The sequence below is a fragment of the Erythrobacter tepidarius genome, from assembly GCF_002155695.1.
GTDB lineage: Bacteria > Pseudomonadota > Alphaproteobacteria > Sphingomonadales > Sphingomonadaceae > Erythrobacter > Erythrobacter tepidarius.
In genome coordinates, this window is sequence record NZ_MUYJ01000001.1 from 239,019 (window position 1) to 255,458 (window position 16,440).

General features: G+C 64.8%; 18 protein-coding genes and 1 tRNA gene. 16 read left to right on the plus strand and 3 right to left on the minus strand.

Annotated features, from left to right (window positions below; translation table 11 throughout):
* The first annotated feature begins 74 nt into the window (after nt 1-74).
* The 15 genes from BZF61_RS01150 to BZF61_RS15730 all read left to right on the plus strand — a co-directional run bounded on the left by BZF61_RS01150 (nt 75) and on the right by BZF61_RS15730 (nt 11,959).
* Nucleotides 75-151, plus strand: a tRNA-Met gene (locus BZF61_RS01150).
* A gap of 493 nt (nt 152-644) precedes the next feature.
* Entirely contained in the window at nt 645-1,577 is a 933-nt protein-coding gene (locus BZF61_RS01155; RefSeq protein WP_086616789.1) for an MBL fold metallo-hydrolase, read from the plus strand.
* A complete protein-coding gene (locus BZF61_RS01160) occupies nt 1,574-2,023 on the plus strand; it encodes a YeeE/YedE family protein (RefSeq protein WP_086616790.1) in 450 nt (149 codons plus the stop codon). The genes BZF61_RS01155 and BZF61_RS01160 overlap by 4 nt, the downstream gene beginning before the upstream one ends.
* Entirely contained in the window at nt 2,020-2,436 is a 417-nt protein-coding gene (locus BZF61_RS01165) for a DUF6691 family protein (RefSeq protein ID WP_086616791.1), read from the plus strand. Before BZF61_RS01160 ends, BZF61_RS01165 begins: the two co-directional genes overlap by 4 nt.
* 2 nt (nt 2,437-2,438) lie before the next feature.
* Complete coding sequence (locus BZF61_RS15815; RefSeq protein ID WP_169711918.1) at nt 2,439-2,858, plus strand: protein tyrosine phosphatase family protein; 420 nt, start codon at nt 2,439-2,441, stop codon at nt 2,856-2,858.
* Between the two features lie 25 nt (nt 2,859-2,883).
* A complete protein-coding gene (locus BZF61_RS01170) occupies nt 2,884-4,110 on the plus strand; it encodes an NAD(P)/FAD-dependent oxidoreductase (protein ID WP_169711919.1) in 1,227 nt (408 codons plus the stop codon).
* A gap of 10 nt (nt 4,111-4,120) precedes the next feature.
* Nucleotides 4,121-5,878 carry a SulP family inorganic anion transporter gene (locus BZF61_RS01175; protein ID WP_086616792.1) on the plus strand — a complete coding sequence of 586 codons (1,758 nt, stop codon included), beginning with the start codon at nt 4,121-4,123 and terminating at the stop codon, nt 5,876-5,878.
* A 251-nt stretch (nt 5,879-6,129) separates the two neighbouring features.
* Nucleotides 6,130-6,606, plus strand: coding sequence for a ferritin-like domain-containing protein (locus tag BZF61_RS01180; protein ID WP_086616793.1), 477 nt, complete (start codon nt 6,130-6,132; stop codon nt 6,604-6,606).
* A gap of 36 nt (nt 6,607-6,642) precedes the next feature.
* On the plus strand, nt 6,643-7,272 hold the full coding sequence (locus BZF61_RS01185) for a peroxiredoxin (RefSeq protein ID WP_086616794.1): 630 nt from the start codon (nt 6,643-6,645) through the stop codon (nt 7,270-7,272).
* Nucleotides 7,273-7,397: 125 nt separating this feature from the next.
* The gene (locus tag BZF61_RS01190) at nt 7,398-8,849 is read left to right on the plus strand and encodes a cytochrome ubiquinol oxidase subunit I (protein WP_086616795.1); all 1,452 of its coding nucleotides are present in this window, start codon (nt 7,398-7,400) and stop codon (nt 8,847-8,849) included.
* The gene (gene cydB / locus BZF61_RS01195) at nt 8,849-9,844 is read left to right on the plus strand and encodes a cytochrome d ubiquinol oxidase subunit II (RefSeq protein ID WP_086616796.1); all 996 of its coding nucleotides are present in this window, start codon (nt 8,849-8,851) and stop codon (nt 9,842-9,844) included. Before BZF61_RS01190 ends, cydB begins: the two co-directional genes overlap by 1 nt.
* A gap of 142 nt (nt 9,845-9,986) precedes the next feature.
* The gene (locus tag BZF61_RS01200) at nt 9,987-10,121 is read left to right on the plus strand and encodes a DUF2474 family protein (RefSeq protein WP_086616797.1); all 135 of its coding nucleotides are present in this window, start codon (nt 9,987-9,989) and stop codon (nt 10,119-10,121) included.
* Entirely contained in the window at nt 10,118-10,465 is a 348-nt protein-coding gene (locus BZF61_RS01205) for a thiol-disulfide oxidoreductase DCC family protein (RefSeq protein ID WP_086616798.1), read from the plus strand. The genes BZF61_RS01200 and BZF61_RS01205 overlap by 4 nt, the downstream gene beginning before the upstream one ends.
* A gap of 69 nt (nt 10,466-10,534) precedes the next feature.
* Nucleotides 10,535-11,701 (plus strand): alpha-hydroxy-acid oxidizing protein, encoded by a 1,167-nt coding sequence (locus tag BZF61_RS01210; RefSeq protein WP_086616799.1) that lies wholly within the window; start codon nt 10,535-10,537, stop codon nt 11,699-11,701.
* Between the two features lie 102 nt (nt 11,702-11,803).
* Nucleotides 11,804-11,959, plus strand: coding sequence for a hypothetical protein (locus BZF61_RS15730; protein ID WP_158094042.1), 156 nt, complete (start codon nt 11,804-11,806; stop codon nt 11,957-11,959).
* A gap of 19 nt (nt 11,960-11,978) precedes the next feature.
* On the opposite strand, the gene BZF61_RS01215 is transcribed toward BZF61_RS15730, so the two are convergent.
* Nucleotides 11,979-13,430 (minus strand): NAD-dependent succinate-semialdehyde dehydrogenase, encoded by a 1,452-nt coding sequence (locus tag BZF61_RS01215; RefSeq protein WP_245804445.1) that lies wholly within the window; start codon nt 13,428-13,430, stop codon nt 11,979-11,981.
* 95 nt (nt 13,431-13,525) lie between these two features.
* Here BZF61_RS01215 and ald point away from each other — a divergent pair, with 95 nt between their 5' ends.
* Nucleotides 13,526-14,614: an alanine dehydrogenase gene (ald, locus tag BZF61_RS01220; protein ID WP_086616801.1), complete on the plus strand. Its 1,089-nt coding sequence runs from the start codon at nt 13,526-13,528 to the stop codon at nt 14,612-14,614.
* A 94-nt stretch (nt 14,615-14,708) separates the two neighbouring features.
* On the opposite strand, the gene BZF61_RS01225 is transcribed toward ald, so the two are convergent.
* On the minus strand, nt 14,709-15,719 hold the full coding sequence (locus BZF61_RS01225) for a fumarylacetoacetate hydrolase family protein (protein WP_086616802.1): 1,011 nt from the start codon (nt 15,717-15,719) through the stop codon (nt 14,709-14,711).
* The gene (gene maiA, locus BZF61_RS01230) at nt 15,716-16,366 is read right to left on the minus strand and encodes a maleylacetoacetate isomerase (protein ID WP_086616914.1); all 651 of its coding nucleotides are present in this window, start codon (nt 16,364-16,366) and stop codon (nt 15,716-15,718) included. Before maiA ends, BZF61_RS01225 begins: the two co-directional genes overlap by 4 nt.
* Nucleotides 16,367-16,440: the final 74 nt, after the last annotated feature.

Consider the following 16,440-nt stretch of genomic DNA (forward strand, 5'->3'; position numbering starts at 1 on the left):
CCCTAAGTGCGCGCCTCGCGCAGGGGACACCCGGCGCCGAATCCGGCCCGCAAAGCTGCGCCGGATGTCCATGGGGCGGAGTAGCTCAGCCGGTTAGAGCAGCGGAATCATAATCCGCGTGTCGGGGGTTCGAGTCCCTCCTCCGCTACCAACGGGATAAGCCTGCTATCGGCCGATGCTCTGTTCGGGGATTCCCGGTTCCGTAAGGAACGGCTCCGAACAGCTCTTGAAGCGCCCCGGTTTTTCCCGAAGGCCATTTCACGCAAGTTATGTAGCCATGGCGCGTCGTCCAGGATGGACGAGGACTATCAGCGCCTCGATCAGATCATCATTGCAAATCAGGCCTTGCTGCTGGTGTCGTGCAGCAACCAGCCGGTGATGTCATCGCCGCTATAGACCGTCTCGAAATCGTAGGTGGGCGCGGCCAGCTTCGCTTCGCAGGTTTGCCGCCTGGCGGGGGCCAGCGCGGCCTCGGCATCGATCGCCTGAAGCCCAGCGAGGATGCAGAGCCCTTCCGCAACCGACCGGCCGCGGCTTCGCGGGCGGGGGCAAGGAGGCGGAGGCGTTCAGGGCGGCACTCGTGAAACTTGACACCGTGGCCAAATAACATATACACAGTTTATGTAAATACATGGAGAAATGAAATGAGTGCTCACGACTCGGTACTTGCCGCCGCCACCGCCCAGGTCGCGCAGGCGCGCGCCGATGCCGCGCTCCGCCCCGAAGTTGCGGGCTTCTTCGACCCTGCGACTTTTACCGTCACCTATGTCGTGCATGATCCGGCGACGCGCGAGGCGGCGATCGTGGATTCGGTGCTCGACTTCGATCCCAATGCGGCTCGCACTTCGACGGCCTCGGCGGATGCGGTTATCGATTACGTCACGTCGCATAATCTGAAAGTGACGTGGCTGCTCGAAACCCATGCCCATGCTGATCACTTGTCGGCCGCGCCCTATCTTCAGGAAAAGCTTGGCGGGAAGATCGCGATCGGCGAGCACATCGTCACGGTGCAGCAGGTGTTCGGCAAGCTGTTCAACGCCGGCACCGAATTTGCGCGCGACGGGTCGCAGTTCGACGCCCTGTTCAAGGATGGTGACACCTTTACCATCGGCAACCTGCCGGTGACGGTGATGCACGTGCCCGGCCACACCCCGGCTTGCATTGCCTATGTCGTGGGCGAGGCGGTGTTTACCGGCGATACGATGTTCATGCCCGATTATGGCACCGCGCGCGCCGACTTCCCCGGCGGTGATGCGCGCACGCTGTTCCGCTCGCTGCGCCGTATCCTCTCGCTACCGGGCGAGACCCGGCTGTTCATGTGTCACGACTATCTGCCCAAGGGCCGCAGCGAATATGTGTGGGAGACCACCGTCGCCGCCGAGCGCGCCGGCAATATCCATGCCCATGACGGCGTGACCGAGGACGAATTCGTCGCCATGCGCGAGGCGCGCGATGCGACGCTCGACATGCCGCGCCTCATCCTGCCGAGCGTGCAGGTCAATATGCGCGCCGGGCACCTTCCGCCGGCCGACGATAACGGCATCGTCTATCTCAAGCTGCCGGTGAATGCGGTATGAGCTTGCCCGGCTTTCCCGATGCGGCCCCGCTGCCGGGCCTGATCGGCGGACTGCTGATCGGCCTTGCGGCGGCGCTGATGCTGCTGGGGGCGGGGCGGATCGCCGGGGTGTCCGGCATTGCCGCGCGCGCCTTCGGCATCGCCTCAAGCTCGCTTGCGCGGATGGGGGCTTGGGCCTTCATCATCGGTCTGCCGCTCGGTGCGTTGATCGTGACCCAATTGACGGGCGCGACGGCCCCCACTTTTGCCGGCCCCGTCCCGTTGGTGGTGGCAGGGCTGATCGTCGGGATCGGCACGCGGCTCGGATCGGGCTGCACCAGCGGGCACGGGGTGTGCGGCATGAGCCGCTTTTCGCAACGCTCGTTGGTCGCCACTGCCACCTTCATGGCGACCGGCTTTGTCACCGTCGCGGTGATGAACGCGCTCGGACTGGCGGTGCTGCCATGATCCGCGACATTCTGGTGTCGCTTGTCTCGGGCACGGTCTTCGGCGCCGGGCTGGCGCTTGGCGGAATGACCGATCCGGCGCGGGTGCGGGGCTTTCTCGACCTGTTCGGCGCGTGGGACCCGACGCTTGCCTTCGTGATGGGCGGGGCGGTGCTGGTGATGGCGCTCGCCTGGCTGATTCAGAAACGGATGCAGCGTCCGTTGTTTGCCGAGGGCTTCTCGCTCCCCGACCGCCGCGACATCACCCCCCGACTGGTTGGCGGCTCGGCACTGTTCGGCATTGGTTGGGGTATTGCCGGCTTGTGCCCCGGCCCCGGCTTCGCCTCTTTCGCGATCGAACCGGCGTCGGCGGCGATCTTCGTGGCCGCCATGCTTGGCGGAATGCTGCTGGTGCGGCTGGTGGAAGGGAATTGACAATGGAACTGCGCAATATCGATGCGACCTTGGCGGTGGCCCCGCAGATGCAGCCCGAAGAGCTGGCGGGCCTTGCCGCGCAGGGCTTTGCCGCGGTGATCTGCAACCGCCCCGACGGCGAGGAGCCGGGCCAGCCGCCGCTCGACGAGATGCGGCGCGCTGCGCAGGAAGAGGGCCTCGCCTTCCACCACGTGCCCGTAGCCGGCGGACTGTTTCCACCCGCTGCCGTGGCTGCCTTCGCAGCGATCCGGCGCGGCACGCAGGGCAAGGTGCTGGCCTATTGCCGCACCGGCACCCGCTCGGCCACGCTCGATGCCCTCGCCAATATCCACGGGCTGAGCGTGGAAGAACGGCTGGCGAATGCCAAGGCTGCCGGATACGACCTTTCGGCGCTCGCCGACCGAATGGCGACTGGCGACTAGGCCGGAACATCAGGAGGGATCGGGCATGAGCAAGAACGGTCACAAGGTCGTCGTGGTCGGCGGCGGAGCCGCGGGGATCGCCACAGCTGCCTCGATGCAGAAGCGTCGCCCGGGGCTTGACATTGCGATTGTCGAACCTTCGGACAGCCACGCCTACCAGCCGGGCTGGACGATGGTGGGCGGCGGGGTGTTCGATGTCGGCACCACTATTCGCCCGATGGCAAGCGTGATCCCCAAAGGCGCGCGCTGGATTCGCCAAGCGGTCGCCAGTTTCCAGCCCGAGGACAATCAGGTCACCCTCGCCGACGGCAGCACGCTGGCTTACGAGGTGCTGATAGTCGCTCCCGGCATCCGGCTCGCCTGGGAAAAGATTGCGGGGCTTGAAGCGACGCTCGGCCAGAACGGCGTCACCTCGAATTACCGCGCCGATCTTGCGCCCTATACCTGGGAACTGGTCCAAAGAACGCGCGGCGGACGCGCGATTTTTACCCAGCCGCCCATGCCGATCAAATGCGCCGGTGCCCCCCAGAAATCGATGTATCTTGCCTGCGACCACTGGCGACGGGCGGGCGTTCTGGGGGACATCGAAGTGCAGTTCCGCAATGCCGGGGCGGTGCTGTTCGGGGTGGCCGATTACGTCCCCGCGCTGATGGAATATGTCGAGAAATACGGGATCCACCTCCATTTGGGCAGCAATCTCGTCGCCATCGACGGCCCGGCCCGTCAGGCCACCTTCGCCGCTGCCGACGGCGAGGAGACGGTCAGCTTCGACATGATCCATGTTGTTCCGCCGCAGGTCGCCCCCCAGTTTCTTGCCGAAAGCCCGCTTGCCGGGGCCAGCGGCTTTACCGATGTCGACCACCATACGCTCCAGCATGTGCGCTATCCGAACGTGTTTGGCCTTGGCGATGGAGGCTCTACCCCCAATGCCAAGACAGCAGCGGCCGCGCGCAAGCAGGCGCCGGTGGTGGCGGTCAACGCGCTGCGCCAGCTTGACGGCAAGGGGCCGACCGCAGGCTACGACGGTTACGGCTCGTGCCCGTTGACGGTGGAGCGCGGCAAGATCGTGCTGGCCGAGTTTGCCTATGGCGGCAAGCTCGCACCGAGCTTTCCGACCTGGCTGATCGACGGCACCAAGCCTGCGCGCATTGCATGGATGCTCAAGGCCGACGTGCTGCCGTGGATTTACTGGAACGGGATGCTCAAGGGCCGCGAATGGCTTGCCGGGCCTGGCGGGTTGATCGCGCAGTAAAGGGAAGTCCATGCTGCAACGCTACTTCCCCATCCTGGCATGGGGCCGCACCTATGATCGCGGCGCGCTGACCAGCGATCTGATGGCGGCGGTGATCGTCACCATCATGCTGATCCCGCAAAGCCTCGCCTACGCGATGCTGGCAGGGCTACCGCCGGTAGTGGGCCTCTATGCCTCGATCCTGCCGCTGTTTGCCTATGCCATCTTCGGCACGAGCCGGACGCTGGCGGTGGGGCCCGTGGCGGTCGTGTCGCTGATGACAGCCAGCGCGGCGGGAGCGGTTGCGGCACCGGGGACGGCGGCATACTGGGAGGCGGCCATCACCCTGGCAGCGCTGTCGGGCGTGATGCTGGTGGCGCTGGGCCTGCTCAAACTCGGCTTTCTTGCCAATCTGCTCTCGCACCCGGTCGTGAGCGGATTCATCTCGGCCAGCGGGGTGCTGATTGCCACCAGCCAGCTCAAGCACATTCTCGGCGTGAAGGCCGGGGGCGAGACCTGGCCGGAGATGCTGGCCGGACTGGCGCGCTCGCTTGGCAGCACCAACTTCGCGACCCTGGCAATCGGCATTCCGGCAACGCTGTTCCTGTTCTGGGTGCGCAAGGGACTGAAGCCGGCGCTGATGAAGCTTGGCCTCACGTCCCATGCTGCCGATATGATCGCCAAGGCCGGCCCGGTGGCGGCGGTGGCCTTGTCAATCTTTGCGGTGATCGGGTTCGGCCTGGAAGCCAAGGGCGTCTCGATTGTCGGCCGTATTCCGCAAGGCCTGCCTCCGTTCATGCTGCCTTCCTTCGATCTTGCATTGATCGAAGCCCTATGGGTGCCTGCCTTGCTGATTTCGGTGATCGGCTTTGTCGAGAGTGTCTCGGTCGCGCAGACGCTCGCGGCCAAGCGCCGCCAGCGGATCGATCCCGATCAGGAGCTGATCGGTTTGGGGGCAAGCAATATCGCCTCGGCGCTGTGTGGTGGCTATCCGGTGACCGGCGGCTTCGCACGCTCGGTGGTGAACTTCGACGCCGGTGCGCAAACACCGGCAGCGGGGGCCTTCACCGCAGTGGGCATCGCGCTTGCCAGCCTGTTTCTCACCCCGCTGCTCTACAACCTGCCCAATGCGACGCTGGCGGCGACCATCATTGTCGCGGTGCTGAGCCTCGTCGATTTCAAGACTCCGCGCCTGCTGTGGGCCTATTCCAAGGCCGATTTCGCTGCCCACGCCGCAACCATCATCGTCACGCTGGCAGCCGGGGTTGAGATGGGCGTGATCGCGGGCGTTGCGGTCGGCCTGCTGCTCTACTTGTGGCGTGCCAGCCGGCCCCATGCCGCGATCGTCGGGCGGGTGCCGGGCACCGAGCATTTCCGCAATGTCGAGCGCCACAAGGTGCTGACCTTGCCGCACCTGCTTACCATCCGCGTCGATGAAAGCCTGACCTACCTCAACGCCCGCTGGCTGGAGGAATATGTGCTTGAACAGGTCGCCGAGCGGCCCCAGCTGCGCCACGTGGTGCTGATGGCCAGCGCGGTCAACGCGATCGACGCCTCGGGGCTCGAAAGCCTTGAAGCGATCAACCATCGCCTCGCCGCTGGCGGCATCACGCTGCACCTGTCGGAGGTGAAAGGCCCGGTGATGGACCGGCTCAGGCGCAGTCATTTCCTCGACGATTTGTCGGGGCGTGTGTTCCTGTCGCAGGATCAGGCCTTTGCCGAACTGGCGAGCGAAACCGGCGAGACCCCCCCATTGCCGGTTTCCGACGAGGCCCGCGGGCTCATCTGAGCCGCGTAACCAGGCGTTTGCAGATTCAATTACATCAATATGATAAGTGAATGTGCAGCAATGCGCCATTTTTGGCGCAATTGTAGGCAAGAGGCCATAACTTAGAAATTCGATTACAATAAGTGAGATATTCAAGTTGCGCGACTCGAGAGCAGGGGTTAACTCGCCTGACGAGAATAAAGGAGGCTGGTATGGCTGGCCGAAAGCGCAATTTTTCCCAGGTTGCCGGTGGGCTCGCTGTGACTGCCGCAATGGCTGGCGCCGCAGCTTCGGCGCAGTCGGACGGTGATGCGGCAGCGCTGCGTGCCGCGCTGGATGACGAATATTGCGCCGAGGCGACCTACGCTGCGGTCATCGCGGCGTTCGGCGAAGTCCGCCCCTTCATCAACATCATCGAGGCCGAACGCCGGCACGCGGCGCAGGTCGAGGACCAATTGGACCGGCTTGGCATGCCTTACACGCGCGCCAACCCATACCTTGGCAGGCTCACTGCGCCGGTATGGGTGCTGGCTGCCTGCGAACAGGGCGTCGCCGCCGAGATCGAGAATATCGCGTTGTACGATCGCATTCTGCCCACGATCAAGAATCCGCAAGTGCGTGAGACACTCACTCGTCTGCAATCCGCCTCGCACGAACGCCACTTTCCGGCCTTCGAGCGCTGCGTTGCCCGTGGCGGGCAAATGGGATGCGGGGGTGGCCGCGGTGCCGGGCGCCCGGCATCGCACTGATCAGCCCTCAATTCTGGAGATGCAAAGGAAAATCTCATGTCCCTGCACATCGGCGATACCGCCCCTGACTTCACCGCCGACACCACCATCGGCCCGATTAGCCTGCATGAATGGGCGGGTGACAGCTGGGTGTTCTTCTTCAGCCATCCGGCCGATTTCACTCCGGTCTGCACCACCGAAATGGGCATGACCGCACGCCTTGCCTCCGCGTTCGACAAGCGCAAGGTGAAGCCTCTGGGCCTGTCCACCGACACGGTCGAGGAGCACCTCGCATGGGTCAAGGATGTCGACGAGACCCAGGGCGTGACGCTATCCTTCCCGATCGTGGCCGATCCCGAACTGACGATCGCCAAGCTCTACGACATGATCCATCCCGACCAGTCCGAGACCGCGGCGGTGCGTGCGGTGTTCATCATCGATCCGGCCAAGAAGATCCGCCTGACCATGACCTATCCGATGAGTGTGGGCCGCAATTTCGACGAGATCCTGCGCGTGATCGACAGCCTGCAGCTCGCCGACAAGGCGAAGATTGCCACGCCCGCCGACTGGCGCCCCGGCGCCAAGGTCATCATCCCGCCCTCGATCCCCGACGAGAAGGCGAAGGAAATGTTCCCCCAGGGCTTCGAGACGATCAAGCCCTACTTGCGGATGGTTCAGGTGGACTGATCATCTCTTCCCTGTGCACCGCCGGACATTCCCCCGTCTGGCGGTGCAACCCTTTGGGGCGCAAATCGTATTGTCGTTGCAGCCATTGCAATTGATCGACGTGGGGAAGGGATTAGGTGCCAATCATGCTGGAAAATCTCGATGCCCTGCTGCTCGCGCGGATCCAGTTCGCCTTCACGGTGAGCTTCCACTTCTTCTTCCCGGCCTTCTCGATCGGGCTGGCGAGTTATCTCGCGGTGCTGGAAGGGCTGTGGCTGAAGACGGGCAAGAGCGTCTATCTCGACCTGTTCAAATACTGGCTCAAGATCTTCGCGATCGCCTTTGCCATGGGGGTCGTCTCGGGGATCGTCATGTCCTACCAGTTCGGCACCAACTGGTCGGTGTTCTCGGACAAGGCGGGGCCGGTGATCGGCCCGCTGATGGCCTATGAGGTGCTTACCGCCTTCTTCCTCGAGGCGGGCTTCCTTGGTGTGATGCTGTTCGGGATGGAAAAGGTCGGCAGGAAGCTGCACTTTGCCGCCACGCTGATGGTTGCGCTGGGCACCTTCGTTTCGGCATTCTGGATCCTCAGCGTCAACAGCTGGATGCAGACCCCGGCGGGCTATTTCGTGGGCGCGAACGGCCAGTTCATGCCGGGCGAGAGCTGGTGGGCGATCGTCTTCAACCCGAGTTTCCCCTACCGTCTCGTCCACACCGTGATGGCGGCCTATCTCACCACCGCCTTCGTGGTCGGTGCGGTGGGTGCATGGCATCTGCTGAAAGACCGCGCCAATCCCCATGCGCGCAAGATGTTCTCGATGGCGATGTGGATGGCCGCGCTCGTCACGCCGGCGCAGATTTTCGCCGGCGACATGCACGGATTGAACACGCTCGAACATCAGCCCGCCAAGGTGATGGCGATGGAGGGGCACTATCAGAGCCACCCCGAAGGCGCCCCGCTGATCCTGTTCGGCATCCCCGACAGCCAAGCCAAGCAGGTGCGCCATGCGATCGAAATCCCCAAGGCATCCTCGCTGATCTTGAAGCACGATCCCGACGCGCCGCTCGCGGGGCTGGACACCATTCCCGATGACGAGGAGCCGCCGGTCGCAATGGTGTTCTGGGCTTTCCGCATCATGGTCGGCATCGGCTTTGCGATGCTGGGCATCGGGCTGTGGAGCCTGTGGGGCCGGATCCGCGGACGACTTTATGACATGCCGTGGCTCCACCGCGCCGCGGTGCTGATGGGGCCGAGCGGTTTTGCCGCCGTTCTCGCCGGATGGATCACCACCGAAGTCGGCCGCCAGCCCTATGTGGTCTATGGCCTGCTGCGCACCGCGGATGCGGCGAGCCCGTTGGATCAGCCGGCCGTGGCGGCATCCTTGCTGGCCTTCATCCTCGTCTATTTCACCGTTTTCGGCATCGGCGTGTGGTATATCCTCAAGCTGATGGGCAAGGCCCCGCACGCGGGCGAATATGGAGTCAAGCGCGGCGATACCGGTCCGATCCGCACCGCCGGAATCACCCCGGGGCCGACCCAAAACCCGCTCGGCGAGGAGACGCTGCCCTCGGCCCCTTCCGAAAAGGAGCCGGTGTGATGGATCTTACCGTCATCTGGGCCTTCATCATCGCCTTTGCCGTGTTTGCCTATGTGGTGATGGACGGCTTCGATCTCGGCATCGGCATCCTCTTTCCCGCCTTTGCCTCCGGGCGCGAACGCGATCGGGCGATGAACTCGATCGCGCCGGTGTGGGACGGCAACGAAACCTGGCTGGTGCTGGGTGGGGGCGGGCTGTTTGCCGCCTTTCCGCTGGCCTATGCGGTAATCCTGCCCGCGACCTATCCGCTGATCATCGCGATGCTGCTGGGTTTGGTGTTCCGCGGGGTCGCCTTCGAATATCGCTGGCGCGACCCTGCGCACCAGAAATTCTGGGACATGGCCTTCACCGGCGGCTCGCTGGTCGCCGCGCTGGCCCAGGGGATGACGCTGGGGGCGCTGCTGCAAGGGATCGAGGTTTCGGGCCGCGCCTATGCCGGCAGCTGGTGGGACTGGCTCACGCCCTACACCCTGCTGACCGGCCTCGGCACGGTGGCGGGCTATGCCTTGCTGGGAGCAAGCTGGCTGATCTGGAAGCTCGATGGGGCGGAACAGGCCCACGCGCGCAAGCTCGCGATCGGTTGGGGTGCGGCAACCATCGTGCTGATGGGTGCAGTCAGCCTCTACAACATCGCCTTGAAGCCCGAATATGCCGAACGCTGGCTGTCCGCGCCGGAGATCTACTGGGTCGCCCCGGTGCCGATCGTCACCGCGATTGTCGCGCTGTCGATGCTGCGCGCGATCCTCAAAGCGCGCAATTCCAAGCCATTCTGGCTCGGCATCGCGCTGTTCTTTCTCGGGATGAGCGGGCTGGGCGTGACGATCTGGCCCTATGCCGTGCCCGAAGCATTGACCATCTGGGACGCCGCCGCGCCCGAGCGCAGCCAGATCTTCATGTTGGTGGGCGTCGCGCTGACCATGCCGCTGATTATCGCCTACACGGCCTGGGCCTACTGGGTGTTCCGCGGCAAGGTGGCCGATGAGGGGTATCACTGATGTCCTCAAGCAGCGAAGCGTTAGGACAGAAAATACCTTCCTCAAGCAGCGAAGCGTTAGGACAGAAAATACCTTCCTCAAGCAGCGAAGCGTTAGGACAGCAAATACCCTCCTCAAGCAGCGAAGCGGCAGGACGAAAATAATGCTTGCCCCGCCCGAGCAACCGCCCGAAGCGCCGCTGTGGCAACGCCTCCTGTGGATGGCAGGCATCTGGGCTGCGAGCGTGGCGGTGCTGGGCGCGGTCGCCTTTGTCCTCCGCCTGTGGATCGCCCCTTGAGCCGCGTGAAAGTCTGGTACGACGGGGGCTGCCCGCTGTGCCTGCGCGAGATCGCCCTGATGCGGCGGCTCGATCGGCGCGGGCGCATTACCTTTGTCGATGTCGCGGCCGATGCCGACCCGTCCTGCCCTATCGACCGCGCCGAGCTGCTCGCGCGCTTCCATGCCGAGGAGGATGGCGTAATTCACGATGGCGCGGCGGCCTTTGCGGCAATGTGGCGCGCGATTCCCGTGCTGCGTCCGCTCGGCCTCGCTGCGCGCTCGCCTGGGGTGCTGCGGGTGCTGGAGGCGGCCTATGTGCGTTTCCTCGAACTGCGGCCGCGCCTGCAACGCCTGCTCGCCTGAAAAACCGCTTGCCCCGCTGCGCCTGATCGTCTGAATCCTTCCCGAAAACGACGGGAGAGACGACACGCCATGACCTATTTCGGCGCGATGCAGAACGAGATCTACAATGCCGGTCTCAGGGGAATCCTGCCTACCTTCCCGGTCGATTTCGCCACGCTCGAAAGGCGCGCGCACGAGGCCTTGGGGCCGAGCCTCACCAACTATATCGCGGGCGGCTGCGGGGACGAGCACACGCAGGATCAGAACGCCGCCGCCTTTCACCATTGGGGCATGGTGCCGCGCATGATGGTCGATTGCAGCACGCGCGACCTGTCGATCGAGCTGTTCGGCGACACCTATCCCACACCGCTGTTCATGGCCCCGATCGGCCTCAATGGCGAAGCCTCGCAGGACCGCCACGGCGACATCGCCGCCGCGCGGGCCTCGGCGCTGACGGGGGTGCCGTTCTGCGCCTCTACCCTTGCCAATGATCCGCTGGAGGACGTGAAGGCGGCTTGCGGGGACACGCCTGCGTGGTTCCAGCTCTACACCCCGAAGAACCGCGAGCTTGCCACCAGCCTCATTCGCCGGGCCGAGGCGGCAGGCTACAAGGCGCTGGTGGTGACGCTCGACACCTGGGTGACGGGCTGGCGGCCGCGTGACCTCAACGCCTCGAATTTCCCGCAGCTGCGCGGCAAGGTGTTGCAGAACTATTTCTGCGATCCCGTCTTCCGCGCGCTGCTGGCCAAGCCGCCGGAGGAGGATCCCGCGGCGGCGATCTTCACCTGGGCCGCGACCTTTGGCGAGGTGCTCACCTGGGACGACATGGCGTGGTTCAAATCGGTGACCAAGCTGCCGATTGTCCTCAAGGGCATCTGCCATCCCGATGACGCGCGCCGCGCGGTCGATTGCGGGGCGGATGCGATCTATTGCTCCAACCATGGCGGGCGGCAGGCCAATGGCGGGATTGCCGCCATCGACCTGCTGGAGGAGGTGGTGAAGGCATCGGGCGATACGCCCGTCCTGTTTGACAGCGGGATCCGTTCCGGCACCGATGCTGTCAAGGCGTTGGCGATGGGTGCACGCGCGGTGGGGGTGGGGCGGCCCTATACCTACGGCCTCGCGCTGGGCGGGGCGGAAGGCGCGGCCTGGGTGTTAAGATCGATCCTCGCCGAGGCCGATCTGCTGATGGCGGTTAACGGTTATCCGACCCTTGCCGCTGTGCGCGCTGCCGGGGTGCGCCGAACCGATCGCTGAGCCGGAGAGAAGCGCTCGCGTTAACCAAATTCGCTCTAGGTTTTCCACAGATTTGTTGCTAATTTTCGGCATAGAACAGCAAGCGAATCGGGGACGCGATCCATGGCACGACCGACAATCTGGTCCAGCGGGCCAGATCCCTTGCGCCGCACTTTCTGCCTTCAGGACGAATTCACGCGCCGCGCGCGCTATGGCCGAATCCGGCCGATGGACAGCCAGCATTCGCTGCTCAAGCGGATCGCGCGCCTGATCCCGTGACAAGGCGGGGCAAGGCGGATCAGCCGCCCGCCTTGGCCAGCATCACCAGCTTGGTATCGGTGAAGGCAAGGTAGCCTTCCTCGCCGCCTTCCGATCCGAAGCCGCTGTCGCCGATCCCGCCGAAGGGGGTTTCGGGCGACGACACGATCAACTGGTTGATGCCCACCATTCCGGCGCGTAGCGCGCGAGCGAGATAATGCGCCTCGTCGAGATCGGCGGAGAAGGCATAGGCGGCAAGGCCGTAGCGCAGCGAATTGGCAATCCGCACGGCATCCTCGATCGTGTCGTAGGGCACGATGGCAGCGATCGGCCCGAAGGGTTCTTCGGTCATCACGCGGCTGTCGGCGGCGGGATTGGCGATGACGGTGGGCTGGAAGAAGAAGCCGTTGCCGGCAATCGCGCTGCCACCGGTCACCACCTCGCCGCGGTTGCCTCCGGCATCGGCGACCAGCGCTTCCATAGCCGCGATCCGGCGGGCGTGCGCGAGCGGGCCCATGTCGACGCTTTCATCCACGCCCGGATCGCCGACCTTGAGCTTGCCGGCGCGCGCCGCGAATTCGGCAAGGAAGCGATCGTAGATCGTCTTGTCGACGAGGAAGCGTGTGGGCGAGACGCAGACCTGGCCGGCATTGCGGAACTTGGTTGCCGCGCACATCGCCACCGCGCGTTCGAGATCGGCATGTTTGCTGACGATTACCGGGGCATGACCACCCAATTCCGGAGTGAAGCGCTTCATGTGCCGTGCGGCCAGCGCGCCGAGATGCTTGCCGACCGCGGTCGATCCGGTGAAGCTGACCTTGCGGGTCGCGCTGGAGGTGATCAGGTGCTCGGAAACCGGACCGGGATCGCCGTAAACGAGGTTCAGCACGCCTGCTGGCACGCCTGCATCGACGAAGCATTCCACCAGCAGCTGGGCCGAGGCGGGAGTGTTCTCGGCCGGCTTGAGGATCGCGGTGCAGCCCGCGGCCAGCGCGCCGGCGATTTTCTTGGCGGGCAGATTGATCGGGAAGTTCCACGGGGTGAGCAACACCGCCGGGCCGACCGGCTCGTGCGTTACCATCTGCACGTGCAGCAGGTTGCCCCGGGCGGGGATGAGGCGACCTCCCTTGCGCTTGGCTTCCTCGCCGAGAAAGTCGATCACATCGGCCGAACCGGTGATCTCGCCAATGCCCTGCGCGCGGGGCTTGCCCATTTCGGCGGTGACGACACTGGCGATGGCGGGGGTGCGCTGGCGCAACAGATCGGCGGCACGGCGCAGGATCGCGTGGCGTTCGGCACCCGAAGTGCGGCTCCATGCAGCAAAGGCATCCTCAGCCGCTTTGAGCGCGGCATCGAGCTGGGCGGGGGAGGCCTTGGGACAATGACCGATAACCGCGCCGGTTGCCGGGTTCACCACCGGCATTTCCCCTGCTTCGCCGGTCTCCACCCATGCGCCGGCGATGAACATTCTGACGGTGGGGTAGGCAGTCACAGGCAGGCTCCTTGATCCGATTCGACCTTGCGCAAACTTGAAATTTTATTGCGCATTCGTTAGCGATATTTCCCCGTCATCGCGAGGAGAGAATTATGCTTGTCGGCGTTCCCAAGGAAATCAAGCCGAGCGAGTTCCGTGTCGGCCTCACACCCGAAGCCGTGCGCGAATATGTCGCCGCCGGGCATCGCGTGATCGTCGAGACCGGGGCGGGCCTCGGGATCGACAAGAACGATGATGTTTACCGCAAGGCCGGGGCCGAGGTGGTGGATACCGCCGAAGAAGTTTTCGCGCGGGCCGAGATGGTGGTCAAGGTCAAGGAACCGCAGCCCAGCGAATGGGTGCAGCTGCGCGAAGGCCAGATTCTCTTCACTTACCTTCATCTTGCGCCCGATCCCGAGCAGGCGAAAGGGCTGATGGCTTCGGGCGTTTCGGCAGTCGCTTACGAGACCGTGACTGGCCCGGCTGGTGGCTTGCCCTTGCTGGCGCCGATGAGCGAGGTGGCCGGCCGTCTCGCGATCGAAGCGGGGGCGCTGGCGCTGCGCGCCAGCACCGGCGGGCGCGGAACCCTGATGGGCGGGGTGCCCGGCGTGCTGCCCGCGCGCGTCGTGATCCTTGGTGGCGGCGTGGTCGGCACGCAGGCGGCGCGTATGGCGGTGGGGCTGGGGGCCAGCGTCGAGATCTTCGACCGCTCGCTGCCGCGCCTGCGCCAATTGGACGAAATGTTCCAGGGCCGCGCGATCACCCGCTTTTCCACCGCAGGCACGATCGAGCAGGCGGTCAGCCAGGCCGATGTCGTGATCGGCGCGGTGCTGATTCCCGGAGCGAGCGCGCCGCACCTTGTCACCCGCGCGATGCTGTCCGAGATGAAGCGCCGCGCGGTGCTGGTCGATGTCGCGATCGATCAGGGCGGGTGCTTCGAGACCTCGCACCCCACCACCCATGAGAACCCGACCTACGAGGTTGACGGGATCATCCACTACTGCGTCGCCAATATGCCCGGTGCGGTGCCGCTGACGAGCTCCTATGCGCTCAACAATGCGACCCTGCCTTTCGGCCTAGCGCTGGCGAGCAAGGGGCTGAAGGCCTGTGAGGACGACCCGCATCTCGCCCCTGGCCTCAACGTGCATCAAGGGCGGATCGTCAATCCGGCGGTGGCTCAGAGCCTCGGTTTCAGTTCGTGAAATGTTCCACGTGAAACATTGGCCCGGATCGTGCGCGCCCTGCGCGATGGGGATGGCCCGGCAATGATCCGGCAATGCAGCCGCCATGACCTGGCTATGCCGCCACCACCCGCTGCTCGATCGCGCCGAAGATCGAGTGGTTGTGCGCATCGCGCATCTCGATCCGCACCGTGTCGCCTGCCTGCATGAACGGGGTCTTGGGCGCGCCGTCGCGGATGGTCTCGATCATGCGGATTTCGGCGATGCAGGAATAGCCCGCGCCGCCCTCTGCCACCGGCTTGCCCGGCCCGCCATCGGCGCCCTTGTTCGAGACCGTGCCAGTGCCGATGATCGTGCCCGCGGCAAGGTTGCGGGTCTTGGCCGCGTGGGCGATCAGCTGGGCAAGGTTGAAGGTCGCATCCACCCCGGCATTGGCCCGGCCGAAGGGCTTGCCGTTCAGATCCACCATCAGCGGCAGGTGGATCAGTGAGTCAGCCCAGGCATCGCCCAGCGCGTCCGGTGTCACCGCCACCGGCGAAAAGGCGCTGGCCGGCTTGGACTGGAAGAAGCCGAAGCCCTTTTCCAGCTCGGCCGGGATCAGCCCGCGCAAGGAAACGTCGTTGACCAGCATCAGCAGCTTGATGTGCCCAGCCGCTTCTTCGGCCGAAACGCCCATCGGTACGTCATCGGTGATGCAGGCGATTTCGCCTTCCATGTCGCAGCCCCAGGCCGGATCGCCGAGCGGAATGTCCTGTCGCGGGCGCAGGAACGAGTCCGACCCGCCCTGATAAATCAGCGGATCGTGGTAGAAGCTCTCGGGCACCTTCGCCCCGCGCGCGGCCCGTACCAGTTCGACATGGTTGATATAGGCGCTGCCGTCGGCCCATTGATAGGCGCGCGGCAGCGGCGAATGGGCCTGACGTTCGTGGAAGCGCTCGCAGGGCACCGCCTCGTGCTCGACATCGCGGGCGAGGACTTCGAGCTCGGGCGCGACCCGCTCCCAATTGTCGAGCGCATATTGCAGTGTCGGCGCGATGTAGCCGGCCGCGCAGCAGCGGGTGAGGTCTTTCGACACCACCACCAGCTTGCCGTCGCGGGTGCCGTTATCGAGAGTCGCGAGCTTCATCTCTGGTCCCTTTCCGGGCTGTCCACTTGGTGATCGGGGTGCGCCGCCGCGAAGGCGGGCAGCGCGAGGCAGGCGGCTTCGATGCGGGTCATGTGGGGGCTGGCCGACAAATCGTAGTGGAACCGCCGGGCATTGGCGAGCTGCGGGATCAGCACGATCTCGAACAGTCCGGGTGCGTCGCCGTGGAGGAAATCGCCGGTTCCCAGCGCCCGCAGCCGCGCCTCGACCGGATCGAGCGTGCGCTTCAGCCAGGTGCGATACCAGATGTCGATTTCATCCTGACTATGGCCGAGAGTGTCCTTGAGATATCTGAGCACCGGCAGGTTATTGACCGCGTGGATCTCGGTAGCGATGGCATAGGCCAGTTCGCGCACCGTATAGCGCGCTTCGATGTCCTGCGGGAGAAAGGGCGGGTTCGGATAGGCCTCGTCGAGCCACTCCAGCAGCGCCATCGATTGCGCCCGGTCACGCCCGTCCGCCTCCAGCATCGGCAGCGAGCCGAAGGGATTGCGGGCGGTGAAGGCCGCGTCCTTGTTTTCCCCGGTCACCAGATTGACCGGCACGTTCTCGACGGGCAGGCCCTTGAGGTTGAGCGCAATGCGCAAACGGTAGGAAGTCGACGAACGGAAATAGCCGTAGAGTTTCATGGTGCTCATGTCTTCGTCATTGCGAGCGGCGCAGCCGCACGGCAATCCATGGCCTGGCCGGTTCGGCAAACGCA